Consider the following 11,150-nt stretch of genomic DNA (forward strand, 5'->3'; position numbering starts at 1 on the left):
CCGTTCCGCCGCCCTTCCGTTTCCCCGGCCGTTCAGCATGAAAGGCTGGGGAAACGGCGGGCGCAATGCAATTCTTCGTCCGTTCCGCGGATTCAGGTCGCGCGGCGGGCGCGGGCCCGGCGTTTGCCCTCGTGCATTGCCTGGACCCTGGCGATCGGGATGGTGTGCCCCTCCTCGATCAGATCGGACGGCAGTCGCTGCGGGGGCGGCATCAGGTCGGACCAGGGGGCGCGGTCGCCCAGGAGGGCGGCGGCGGTCCGGATGGTGAAGTCGGCCGGGGCGACCTGGTCGAGGTCGTCCCACGGGACGGGGAACGAGACGGGTGTGCCGGGACGGATCCGCGGGCTGTAGGCGGCGACGACGGTCGCGCCGCCGGCGCGGGTCGAGTCGAGGAACACCTTGCCCTCGCGGTCCTCGCGGATGAAGGCGGTCGTGGCGAGCGCCGGGTCGAGGCGTTCGGCGCGGGCCGCGAGGGCGCGGGTGGCGGCGGCCACGTCGTCGGCGGGCGCCCGCCCGTCCAGGGGAACGAACACGTGGACGCCCTTCGCGCCGCTGGTCTTGACCGCCCCCTGGAGCCCGGAGTCGTCCATCGCCCGCCGCACCAGGTGGGCCGCGGCGACGGCGGTGCCGAACGCGTCCGGTACGGGCGGGTCGAGGTCCATGACGAGGTGGGTCGGCTTGTCCCAGGCGCCGTCGCGGAAGAGCGGCGGGTGGTACTCGACGGCGCGCTGGTTGGCGAACCAGAGCAAGGTGCGGCGGTCGTCGCACAGCGCGTAGGACACCTCGCGCTGCGACGACTCCGCCCACACCGTCACCGTCCGCACCCAGGACGGCGTGTACTTGGGGATGTTCTTCTGCATGAAGGGCTTCTGGCCGCGCAGCACGCGCTTGACCGACAGCGGCCGGCCGGCGAGCTGCGGGATGATGCGGCCGGCGACGGCGTCCAGATAGTCGACCAGGTCGCGCTTGGTCGCGTCCGCCCCCTCGAACAGGAGCTGATCGAGATTCGTCAGCCGGACCCCGTCGCGTTCCTCATCGGCGCTCACATGCCCAGCTTCGCACGCGGCACCGACAAGCGGCCCTCGGGTAGCGTCGGAGACATGTACGTACCGGCACATTTCTCCGCGGACGACGCCGAGGTCGCGGAGCTGCTGGCCGGCTGCGACACGGCCGACCTCGTCACCGGCACACCGCGGGGCCTCCTGGCGACGTACCTGCCCGTCCTGTACGACCCCGCGGTGGGCGAGCACGGGGCGATGCTGGCGCACGTGGCGCGCAACAACGACCAGTGGCGCGAGCCCGCGTCCGGGGAGTCGCTGTTCATCGTGCACGGGCCGGACGCCTACGTGTCGCCGTCCTGGTACGCGTCCAAGGCCGAGCATGGGCGGGTGGTGCCGACGTGGAACTACCTGACGGCGCACGTCTACGGCCGTCTCGTCGTGCATGACGATCCGGCATGGGTCGAATCGATGGTCCGCCGCCTGACCGACCGGCACGAGCACGGCCGCGACCCTTCGTGGTCGGTGGACGACGCCCCTCCCGCCTTCGTCGCGGGGCAACTGCGCGCCATCGTCGGCCTCGAACTGGTCATCAGCCGGATCGAGGCCAAGGCGAAGATGAGCCAGAACCGTCCCGAGGCCGACCGGGCCGGCGTGGTCGAGGGATACCGGGCTCAGGGCGACACCGCGATGGCCGAGGCGGTGCGCACGGCGCCGCCTGAGGTCAGCGGGCCACGAAACGGTAGTCGGACGGGTTGAGCGCTTTCGTGCGGCGGCGGTAGGCGAGCATCGATCCCGGCCAGTTGCTCGCGTTGCGCCGGCCGTCCCGCAGGTACCAGCTGTCGCAGCCCCCTGCGTTCCAGACGGTCCCGTCGAGCCGCCTCTGCAGATTCTCGTCGAAGTCGGTGAGGACGCCCTCGCGGACGTCCATGTACAGCACCGCCGGATCGCGCAGCGCCCGGGCGGCCTGCACGATGTAGGCGATCTGGCTTTCCAGCATGTACACCACCGACCCGGACCCCACATTGGTGTTCGGGCCGTACATGAGGAAGAAGTTCGGGAACCCGGCGACGGCCATGCCCAGGTAGGCGCGCGGCCCGTCCCGCCATGCGTCGCTCAGGTCCCGCCCGTCCAGCCCCGTGACGCGCATGGGCGCGACGAAGTCGTGCGTCCGGAAACCCGTGCCCAGGATGATGGTGTCGGCCGGGTGCGTCTCGCCGTCGGCGGTGACGACGGCATCGGACGTGACCTTGACGACGGCGCTGGTGACGACGTCGACGTGGGGCAGGTTGAGCGTCCGGTAGTAGTCGCTGGAGACCAGAACGCGCTTGCAGCCCAGCTCGTAGCCGGGCGTGAGCCGTTCGCGCAGCGTCCGGTCGCGCACCGACCACAGCGTGGTGCGGCACAGCGCCCGCACGTGCGCGGACAGGAACCGGCGGCCGCGCGGCGAGATCAGCATCGGGTTCAGCAGCGCCTCGAACCACAGGAACACGCCGAGGCGCGACAGCCGCTGCAGCACAGGAAGGCGGCGGTTCAGCCGGTTGCGGACCCGCGGGTAGCGCCGGTCCCACTTCCAGCCGACCCACTGCGGCTCGCGCTGGAAGACGCTCAGTCTCGCGGCCTTCGGCGCGATACGCGGGACGAACTGGACGGCGCTCGCCCCGTTGCCGATGACCGCCACGTTCCGTCCCGCGAGGTCATGTTCGTGGTCCCACCGGGCCGAGTGGAAAACGGTGCCGCCGAAGGAGTCCAGGCCCGCGATGTCGGGGATGGACGGGTCGCTGAGCTGCCCGCACGCCGACACCAGGATGTCCGCGGTGTGCACCTCTCCCCCGGCCGCCCGCAGGTTCCACCGCCCTGCCTCCGCGTCGAACACGGCACGGGTGATCTCGGCGCCGAACCTGATGTGCTCCGTCACGCCGTACTTGCCCGCGCACCGGCGCAGGTAGTCGAGGATCTCCGGCTGCGTCGCGAACCGCCGCGACCAGCCGGGCTCGGGTTCGAACGAGTACGAGTACAGGTGCGACGGCGCGTCGCAGGCGGCGCCGGGGTAGGTGTTCTCCCGCCACACCCCGCCGAGGTCGTCCGCCCGCTCGAACACGGTCAGCTCGGTGAAGCCCGCCCGTTTCAGCGCGATGGCCAGCCCGAGCCCGCTGAACCCGCTCCCCACGATGGCGATCGACGTCGCGCCCTCGCCGCGTCCTGTCACTGGCCGGGTCCTCTCGCTGACACGATCCTTGGTCCCCTCCGTCGGCACGCCCAGCCTAAGCCTTAATTGGCGCTCCGCCAATAGACGGCCGCCGACCGGCCCGGTGATACACCGGCGAGGAGCCGTCAGCGGGGACGCGCCGTCAGCGAGAAGGTGCCGCCAGCGGGGGGCGCGGTCAGCGGGGGCGCCAGGGGGATTCGGGGGCGGTGGCGCGGGCATCGGCCGCCACCCGCAGGGCGTAGGTGGGGGACGCGGCGCCGTCGAGCGGGCCGAGATAGGTGTGCCCGGTCAGGTGGCACCAGGCGGGGAGATCGATGGGGGCGGCCGGATCGCCGGCGATCAGGTGGATGACGGTGCCCGGAACGAGGCCCGCGATGTGGCCGCGCAGTTCCAGCAGGAGGCGCACGCAGGAGCGGTCGCCTCCGTCGATGACCACTGGGTCCGAGCTCATACTCTCCCCCGGTTCCACTCTCCCCGGCTCCGCGCCCCCGGTTCCGCTGCCCGCGAAGTTAGCAGGCCGCAGGGTGAAATATAGGGGTTTGCCGTGACAAGGACGGCGGTCATATCGAGGCGCGGCACCGGTCGACCGTACCGAGGTTCTCAGCGTCCGGTTGGCCTCCCGCCAGGGAAAGTTCAGGGAAGTGGACGAGCCTGGAAGGGGCGCGGATCGTCCGCGGGCCCGCTCGGCCGACGTCCGCCGAGGCACGGGGCAGGCGGACTCCCGAAAGGGGACAAATCGGGATCAATCCACGATGAACGGGATCGTCGGCGATATGGGTGATCGCCGCCCTAGACTTGACCATTTCTTTCAGGTTCCGTCCAGCTTTGGGGCTTACAGTCGCAGTGAAGTACCCCCCGTTGTCATCCAGGTGAGGGAACCGACTTTGGGGCGAACCATGGATCTCGGTGTTGCGCGAGTGGAGATCACGCAGACCTGCGGAACGCTGACGTTCCCGGACGAGGTGGACCTGAGCAACGGCGAGGCGATCCTCCAGCAGGCCGAGCGGCTCCTCGACTCCGGCACGCCGGCCCTGATCCTCGATCTGACCCCCTGCACGTTCTGCGACTCCAACGGGCTGAACGTGATCACGCGCTCCCAGATGCGGGCCACCGAACTCGGCGTGCCGATGTGGGTGGTGCTGCCGCCGCGCGGCATCGTCCGCCGGGTCTCGGACGTGGCGGGCCTGCAGCGCCGGGTCGCCATCGCGCCGGACGTCGCCACCGCCCGCGAGGCGCTGGCGGCGGCCCACCACTGAGGCCCGCCCATCACTGAAACGGGCCCACCACTGAAACAGGCCCACCACTGAAACAGGCCCACCGCTGAAACAGGACCACCACTGAACGGGCCCACCGCCGAGGCCCACCCACGGCTGAGGCTCAGCGCTCCAGGACGCGGCCGATCCATTCGTCGGAGACGCCGAGCAGCAGGTGCCCCGCACCGAGGATGCTGGCGTCGCGGCCCGCGCGGGACGTGGCGATCTCCAGGTTGCGGGTGGCGAGGGGCAGGCAGCGCTCGTAGATGACGCCCCGGATCGTCGCGACGAGGGGCTCGGCGCCCGAGAGGCTGCCGCCGATGACCAGCGCGTCGGGGTTGAAGAAGTTCACGAGCGCGGTGAGCACGTCCCCGATCAGGCGGCCGGCGCCGCGCACCGCCGCGGTGGCCTGCGGGACGCCGTCGGTGACCAGGTCGACGATCCGGGACGGAGCGTCCACCACGATGCCGTGCCCGGCGAGGGACGCGGCCAGGGCGGCGCCGCTGGCGTGGGCCTCCAGGCAGTCGGGGTGACCGCAGGAGCAGTCGACGGTGGCCTCGGACAGGATCCGGACGTGGCTGATGTCGCCCGCGGCGCCGCGGCCCCGGTGCAGGCGGCCGTCCACGATGACGCCGCAGCCGATGCCGCTGCCGAGCTTGATCACCATCACGTTGTCGAGGGCCGGCCAGGAGTGCCGGTGCTCGCCGACGGCCATGAGGTTCGCGTCGTTCTCGACCAGGACGGCGACGCCGGTGTGGCCGGCGACGAAGTCGCGCACGGGGAAGTCGTTCCAGCCGGGCATCCGGGACGGCGAGACGACCTGGCCGGTGGCCGGGTCGACCGGGCCGGGCAGCCCGATGCCGACACCGCGGACGGGGACGTCGCGCAGGCCGTGCTCGGCGGCGAGGGCGTGGAGGCGGTCGATGACGGTGGTCAGCGTCTTGTCGGGGCCGACGGCGATGTCGCACGCGAGGTCGGCGAGCGCGAGGGGCGCGCCGGCGAGGTCGGCGACGGCGAGCCGGGCGTGGTGCGCGCCGAGGTCGGCGACCAGGAACACCCCGGCCTGGCGGGCGAGCCGGAGGCGACGGGGCCGCCGGCCCCCGCGCGAGGCCCCGGCGCCCTCCTCGGCGAACAGCCCGGCCTCGATGAGCTGTTCCACGCGCAGCGAGACGCTGGAGGCGGCGAGGCCGGACACCCGGGCGAGCTCGGCCCGCGACTCCGCCCGGCCGGTCGCCACCAGCCGCACGAGTGCCGCCGGTCCGTCGTCTCTGCTGTTGCGCACCCCAGATAGATAGCATGCGCAAACTTGGTCCAGCAACACGTTGACTTACATTGATTTGACACTCTATCGTCCTCATTGACTTCGATTTCGAAGGAAGTTGGATCGTAGGTGACCGAATGATCGAGGTTCGCGGCCTGTACAAGCGCTTCGGCGGCCACACCGCCCTGCGCGATGTCGACCTGGACGTGGCCCGCGGCGAGGTGGTCGTGGTGATCGGGCCGTCCGGGTCCGGCAAGTCCACGCTCTGCCGCTGCCTCAACCGGCTGGAGACACCGGACGAGGGCGTGATCCGCATCGACGGCGAGGAACTGCCCGCCGAGGGACGTGCGCTGGCGCGCCTCCGCGCGGACGTCGGCATGGTGTTCCAGTCGTTCAACCTGTTCCAGCACAAGACCATCCTGGAGAACCTGACGCTCGCCCCCACGAGGGTGCGCGGCGTCTCACGGGCCGAGGCCGGCAAGCGGGCCCGCGAACTGCTCGACCGTGTCGGCATCGGGGAGCAGGCCGGCAAGCTCCCCGCGCAACTGTCCGGCGGCCAGCAGCAGCGCGCCGCGATCGCCCGCGCGCTCGCCATGCGGCCGAAGGCGATGCTGTTCGACGAGCCGACCTCCGCGCTCGACCCCGAGATGGTCGGCGAGGTCCTGGACGTGATGACCGGCCTGGCCCGCGACGGCATGACGATGGTGGTCGTCACCCACGAGATGGGATTCGCCCGCAAGGTCGCCGACCGGGTCGTGTTCATGGCGGACGGCGAGGTCGTCGAGTCCGGCACGCCGTCCGCCTTCTTCGACTCCCCCGCCAACGACCGGGCCCGGGACTTCCTGGCCAAGGTCCTCAGCCACTAGCACGATCCCCCGGCGCGCCGGCATGGCGCGCCGCCCGAGAAAGGTAAATGATCATGGTGCGTACTCCTGCGGGGATGCGGCGGGCGACGGTGGCCGCGGTCGCGGCGCTGTCGCTGACGGGACTCGCGGCCTGCTCCGGCGGCGACTCCGAGACGGCCGTGCCCGGTTCCGGCGGCGGGAACACCGATGACCTGGCGGCCACGGCGCCCGTCGCCGCCGACATCCCGGCCGGCTCCACCATGGAGAAGATCAAGAAGCGCGGCGAGCTGATCGTGGGCGGCTCGCTGGACGCGCCGCTGCTGTCCCAGCAGAACCCGGCGACGAAGAAGGTCGAGGGCCTGGACGCCGACTTCGGGCGGCTGCTGGCCAAGTACATCATCGGCGAGCCCAAGGTGAAGATCGTCAACTCGGCGTCGGAGACCCGGGAGGCGCTGCTGTCCAACGGCACCGTGGACGTGGTCTTCCAGACCTACAGCATCACCCCGGAACGCGCCGAGCAGGTCGCCTTCGCCGGGCCGTACTACAGCTCGGGCCTGGTCATCGCCACCAAGAAGGACGAGACGGGCATCAAGACTCCGGCCGACCTCAAGGGCAGGACGGTCATCGCGGGCGCCAACACCCCGGCCATTCCCGCGATCAAGAAGGCCGCCCCCGACGCGAAGATCGTGACGTTCGGCAGCGACCCCGAATGCGTCCAGGCGCTCAAGCAGGGCCGCGGCGACGCCTACGTCCAGGACCAGGCCGTGCTGCTCGCCACCGCCGAGCAGGACCCGACCATCGCGATCCAGGGCGAGCCGTTCACCGCGGACCCGTACGGCATCGGGCTCAAGCACGGCGACACGCAGATGAAGCAGTTCGTCAACGACTGGCTCAGGAAGATCCAGGAGTCCGGTCTGTGGGCGAAGGTCTGGAAGAACTCGATCGGGACGGTCGTGGAGGGCGAGGCGCCGCAGCCGCCCGCGATCGGGTCCGCGCCCGGCTCGGAGTGAGCGTGATCCCGGAGTGAGAGGGAACCCCGCCCCGCCATGAACGTCATCACCGACCACCTCGGAGAGTTCGGCGACGGCCTGCTGCTGACCGTCGAGCTGACGCTGCTGGCCCTCACGGGCGCGCTCGCGGCCGGGATCATCGTCGCCGCGATGCGGGTGAGCCCCGTGCGGGTGCTGCGCGCCGCGGGGATGGCCTACGTCGAGGTCCTGCAGAACATCCCGCTGCTGGTGTGGCTGGTGATCGCGGTGTTCGGGCTGCCCGAGATCGGGGTCATCGCCGGGCTGTTCACCACCGCGGCCGTCGTCATCGCCCTCTACCAGGGGGCCTACATGGCCGAGGCGATCCGCTCGGGGATCAACGCGGTGCCGGCGGGCCAGGGCGAGGCGGCCCGGGCCCTCGGCCTCACCTTCGTCCAGTCGCTGCGGCTGGTCGTCCTCCCGCAGGCGCTGCGGACGGTCGTCCAGCCGCTCGGCAACATCGCGATCATGACGCTGATGAACACGGCGCTGGCCGCGGCCGTCGGCGTGGTCGAGCTGACCGCCGCCGCGAACCGGGTCAACCTCGCCGAGGCGCAGCCCATCTGGATCTTCGTGACGGCGGGCCTGGCCTACATGGCGCTGTCGGGGGTCTTCGGGCTGGTGACCGGCGGACTGGAACGGAAGCTGGCGATCCTGCGATGAGCGGTTCGGGGAGTCCCCGCCTGTTGTTCGACGAGCCGGGGCCGCGGGCCCGGCGCCGCATCCGGGCCGCCACCGCGCTGACGGTGCTGGCCGGTGCCGTCCTCGTCGCGCTGGCGCTGCGGCAGTTCGCCGACAACGGCCAGCTCGCCGCCGACCGGTGGCGCCCGTACGGGACGTGGCCGATGTGGCGGTACCTGCTGGAGGGGCTGCGGTCCACGGTGCTGGCCGCGGTGGTGTCGATCGCGCTGGCCATGGCGGCGGGCGTCCTGCTCGCGCTCGGGCGGCTGTCGCCGTCGCGGTGGCTGCGCGTCCCGTGCGCCGCCTATGTCGAGATCGTCCGGACGATTCCGGCGCTGCTGCTGGTCTACGTCGTGCTGTTCGCGCTGCCCAGGTACGGCGTCGACCTCCCGCTGTTCTGGAAGCTCGTCGCGCCGCTGTCGGTGTCCAACGCCGCCGCGTTCGCGGAGATCTTCCGGGCCGGGATCCGGTCGGTGGAGCGGGGGCAGCTGGAGGCGGGCCTCGCGCTCGGCCTGACGCGCGGCCGGGCGATGCGGCTGATCGTCCTGCCGCAGGCGGCGCGGCGCGTCCTGCCGTCGCTGATCAGCCAGTCCGCCGGGCTGCTGAAGGACACCTCGCTCGGGTACGTCGTCAGCTACGCCGAGCTGCTCTACAGCGGCAAGGTGCTGGCGAACTACAACCACCTGCTCATCCAGACCTACCTGGTGATCGCGCTGATCTACCTGGTCATCAACGCGTCGCTGGCCAAGCTCGCGCGGACGCTGGAGGCGCGGCAGCGGACCCGGCCGTCCCGTACCGGCCGCGATCCGGGCGGCGAACCCGTCCGCGAGACCGTCCCGGCGGCGCAACCGTGAGGAACGACGACATGTACGACGTGCTGGCCGAGGTCGTCCGCAACGGCTTCGTCGAGAGCCGCCACTACGGCAGCGTCGCCGGGCTCGCACCGGACGGGACGCTCGCCTACACGCGCGGCGACGCCGGGGAGACCGTGCTGCCGCGCTCCACGACGAAGCCGTTCCAGGCCCTGGCCTGCCTGAAGGCGGGCGCGCCGCTGGACGGGGAACGCCTCGCGATCGCGGCGGGCAGCCACGCCGGCGAGGACTTCCACGTCAAGACGGTCGAGGCGATCCTGGCCGACGCGAACCTCCCCGCCGGCGCGCTGCGATGCCCGCCGTCCTGGCCCGAGGACGAGCCGGCCAAGGCCGCGCTCATCAGGGCGGGCGAGGGCGAGTCACGGGTGCGGATGAACTGCTCCGGCAAGCACGCCGCCATGCTCGCCGCGTCCGCCGCCCGCGGCTGGCCGCTCGACACCTACCTCGACCCCGGGCACCCGCTCCAGCAGGTGGTCGAGCAGGTCACGGCCGACTGCGCCGGCGAGGAACCGTCTCCCGTCGCCGTGGACGGCTGCGGCGCACCGCTGTTCGGCCTCACGCTGACCGGCCTCGCACGGGCCGCGCGTTCCCTCGTCCTGTCCCGGGACGCCCGCCCCGTCGCGGACGCCATGCGCGCCCACCCCGAGTACGTCGGCGGGACGGGCCACCCCAACACCGAGTTCATGCGGGCACTGCCCGGCTCGGTCGCCAAGGGCGGCGCGGAAGGCGTGTTCGTCGCCGCCACCGCCGAGGGCCACGCCGTCGCGGTGAAGGTCATCGACGGCAGCCCCCGCGCCACCACCGCCATCGCGCTGCGCGCGCTCGCCGCGCTCGGCGTCGACACCACTCCGGCCGGCCGGCTGGGCACCGTCCCCGTCCTCGGCGGCGGACGCCCGGTCGGCGAGATCCGCACCACCGAGGAAGGACGTACGTGAGCCTCACCTACGAGATCTGCATCGACAGCGTCGCGGGCGCCACCGCCGCCGAGCGGGCGGGCGCCCACCGCGTCGAGTTGTGCGCGGCGCTGTTCGAGGGAGGGCTCACCCCGACCCTGGGCACGGTCCGCGCCGCGCTCGCCGCCGTGTCGTCGATCAAGGTGAACGTCATCATCCGCCCGCGCGGCGGCGACTTCATCTTCGACGAGCACGAGGTCGCGGCGATGGAGCACGACGTGGCACTCGTCCGCGACGCGGGCGCGCACGGGGTGGTGATCGGCGCGCTCACCCCCGAGGGCCGGGTCGACCGTCCCGTCACCGAGCGGCTCGTCGCGGCCGCCGGCGGGCTCCCCGTCACCTTCCACCGCGCCTTCGACATGGCCGCCGACCCGTTCGCCACGCTGGACGCCCTCGCCGGCCTCGGTATCGACCGCGTCCTCACGTCCGGGCAGGACGTGACCGCGCTGGAGGGCGCGCCGCTGATCGCCGAGCTGGTGAAGCACGCCGGGGACCGGATCATCGTCATGCCCGGGGGCGGCATCACCGACCGCAACGTCGCCCGCGTCGCCGAGGCGACCGGCGCCCGGGAGATCCACTTCGCCGCGCTCAGCGAGGAGCCGAGCCCGGCCGTCCACCGCAACCCGTACCCGTTCATGGGCGGTGAGCTGCGGCAGCCGGAGTACCGGCGGCTCGTCACCACCACCGCCGGCATCGCCTCGGTGATCCAAGCGGCGCGTTAACCGGTGCCGTAGCGGCCGGGGGCATCCCGGCAGGGGATCTCTTTGCATGATCTTGTGGTGGCGGTGATGGCCGGAAGTTGCGGACGGGGCATGGATGCCTAGGACCAATGGCTGGGACCGATGCCTGGGAACACGGTCCCCGGAGACATCGCCGGTGAGCGGGAGCGGCACATGCAGGTGAAGCTGGAGGCGGAGCTCGGGCGCATCCCGATTCTGGATGTGGCGCCGGTGGTGGGGTGCGGCCGGTGGCCGGCCAAGGCGGTGGTGGGTGAGACGGTCGAGGTGTCGGCGACGGTGTTCCGTGAGGGGCACGAGATGCTGGGCGCGG

At 71.9% G+C, this 11,150-nt stretch carries 13 protein-coding genes; 9 read left to right on the forward strand and 4 right to left on the reverse strand.

Annotated elements, in window-relative coordinates; all coding sequences use genetic code 11:
* Positions 1-92 precede the first annotated feature (92 nt).
* Positions 93-1,046, reverse strand: coding sequence for a DNA polymerase domain-containing protein (locus ACTWPP_RS39685; RefSeq protein ID WP_443109615.1), 954 nt, complete (start codon positions 1,044-1,046; stop codon positions 93-95).
* Positions 1,047-1,100: 54 nt separating this feature from the next.
* Between ACTWPP_RS39685 and ACTWPP_RS39690 the strand changes: the two genes are divergently transcribed.
* On the forward strand, positions 1,101-1,757 hold the full coding sequence (locus tag ACTWPP_RS39690) for an FMN-binding negative transcriptional regulator (RefSeq protein ID WP_443109616.1): 657 nt from the start codon (positions 1,101-1,103) through the stop codon (positions 1,755-1,757).
* Here the strand turns inward: ACTWPP_RS39690 and ACTWPP_RS39695 are convergent.
* On the reverse strand, positions 1,723-3,207 hold the full coding sequence (locus ACTWPP_RS39695; RefSeq protein ID WP_443109618.1) for a flavin-containing monooxygenase: 1,485 nt from the start codon (positions 3,205-3,207) through the stop codon (positions 1,723-1,725). The two genes, ACTWPP_RS39690 and ACTWPP_RS39695, sit on opposite strands and share 35 nt — an antisense overlap.
* 175 nt (positions 3,208-3,382) lie before the next feature.
* The gene (locus tag ACTWPP_RS39700; protein ID WP_443109620.1) at positions 3,383-3,658 is read right to left on the reverse strand and encodes a sulfurtransferase TusA family protein; all 276 of its coding nucleotides are present in this window, start codon (positions 3,656-3,658) and stop codon (positions 3,383-3,385) included.
* A gap of 445 nt (positions 3,659-4,103) precedes the next feature.
* On the opposite strand from ACTWPP_RS39700, the gene ACTWPP_RS39705 reads away from it, so the two are divergent.
* Positions 4,104-4,463, forward strand: coding sequence for an STAS domain-containing protein (locus ACTWPP_RS39705; RefSeq protein WP_443109621.1), 360 nt, complete (start codon positions 4,104-4,106; stop codon positions 4,461-4,463).
* Positions 4,464-4,584: 121 nt separating this feature from the next.
* Here ACTWPP_RS39705 and ACTWPP_RS39710 read toward each other — a convergent pair whose 3' ends face one another.
* Complete coding sequence (locus ACTWPP_RS39710) at positions 4,585-5,742, reverse strand: ROK family protein (protein WP_443109622.1); 1,158 nt, start codon at positions 5,740-5,742, stop codon at positions 4,585-4,587.
* A 116-nt stretch (positions 5,743-5,858) separates the two neighbouring features.
* Here ACTWPP_RS39710 and ACTWPP_RS39715 point away from each other — a divergent pair, with 116 nt between their 5' ends.
* The 7 genes from ACTWPP_RS39715 to ACTWPP_RS39745 all read left to right on the forward strand — a co-directional run.
* Positions 5,859-6,587: an amino acid ABC transporter ATP-binding protein gene (locus ACTWPP_RS39715; protein ID WP_443109623.1), complete on the forward strand. Its 729-nt coding sequence runs from the start codon at positions 5,859-5,861 to the stop codon at positions 6,585-6,587.
* 53 nt (positions 6,588-6,640) lie between these two features.
* Positions 6,641-7,576 (forward strand): glutamate ABC transporter substrate-binding protein, encoded by a 936-nt coding sequence (locus ACTWPP_RS39720; RefSeq protein ID WP_443109624.1) that lies wholly within the window; start codon positions 6,641-6,643, stop codon positions 7,574-7,576.
* A 36-nt stretch (positions 7,577-7,612) separates the two neighbouring features.
* Positions 7,613-8,257 (forward strand): amino acid ABC transporter permease, encoded by a 645-nt coding sequence (locus ACTWPP_RS39725; protein ID WP_443109625.1) that lies wholly within the window; start codon positions 7,613-7,615, stop codon positions 8,255-8,257.
* Positions 8,258-8,280: 23 nt separating this feature from the next.
* Complete coding sequence (locus ACTWPP_RS39730; RefSeq protein WP_443109626.1) at positions 8,281-9,129, forward strand: amino acid ABC transporter permease; 849 nt, start codon at positions 8,281-8,283, stop codon at positions 9,127-9,129.
* An 11-nt stretch (positions 9,130-9,140) separates the two neighbouring features.
* The gene (locus ACTWPP_RS39735; RefSeq protein WP_443109627.1) at positions 9,141-10,082 is read left to right on the forward strand and encodes an asparaginase; all 942 of its coding nucleotides are present in this window, start codon (positions 9,141-9,143) and stop codon (positions 10,080-10,082) included.
* Positions 10,079-10,822: a copper homeostasis protein CutC gene (locus ACTWPP_RS39740; protein WP_443109628.1), complete on the forward strand. Its 744-nt coding sequence runs from the start codon at positions 10,079-10,081 to the stop codon at positions 10,820-10,822. Before ACTWPP_RS39735 ends, ACTWPP_RS39740 begins: the two co-directional genes overlap by 4 nt.
* A gap of 171 nt (positions 10,823-10,993) precedes the next feature.
* A partial coding sequence (locus ACTWPP_RS39745) for a maltotransferase domain-containing protein (protein WP_443109630.1) occupies positions 10,994-11,150 on the forward strand: 157 nt, incomplete at its 3' end.

It is taken from the genome of Actinomadura sp. 3N407 (assembly GCF_052245875.1).
Taxonomy (GTDB): Bacteria; Actinomycetota; Actinomycetes; order Streptosporangiales; family Streptosporangiaceae; genus Spirillospora.

Excerpts from the sequence above, each read along its gene's own strand:
- ACTWPP_RS39690 (WP_443109616.1), top strand. The coding sequence starts at position 1,101 with ATGTACGTACCGGCACATTTCTCCGCGGACGACGCCGAGGTCGCGGAG.
- ACTWPP_RS39700 (WP_443109620.1), bottom strand. The coding sequence starts at position 3,658 with ATGAGCTCGGACCCAGTGGTCATCGACGGAGGCGACCGCTCCTGCGTG.
- ACTWPP_RS39705 (WP_443109621.1), top strand. The coding sequence starts at position 4,104 with ATGGATCTCGGTGTTGCGCGAGTGGAGATCACGCAGACCTGCGGAACG.
- ACTWPP_RS39715 (WP_443109623.1), top strand. The coding sequence starts at position 5,859 with ATGATCGAGGTTCGCGGCCTGTACAAGCGCTTCGGCGGCCACACCGCC.
- ACTWPP_RS39720 (WP_443109624.1), top strand. The coding sequence starts at position 6,641 with ATGGTGCGTACTCCTGCGGGGATGCGGCGGGCGACGGTGGCCGCGGTC.
- ACTWPP_RS39725 (WP_443109625.1), top strand. The coding sequence starts at position 7,613 with ATGAACGTCATCACCGACCACCTCGGAGAGTTCGGCGACGGCCTGCTG.
- ACTWPP_RS39735 (WP_443109627.1), top strand. The coding sequence starts at position 9,141 with ATGTACGACGTGCTGGCCGAGGTCGTCCGCAACGGCTTCGTCGAGAGC.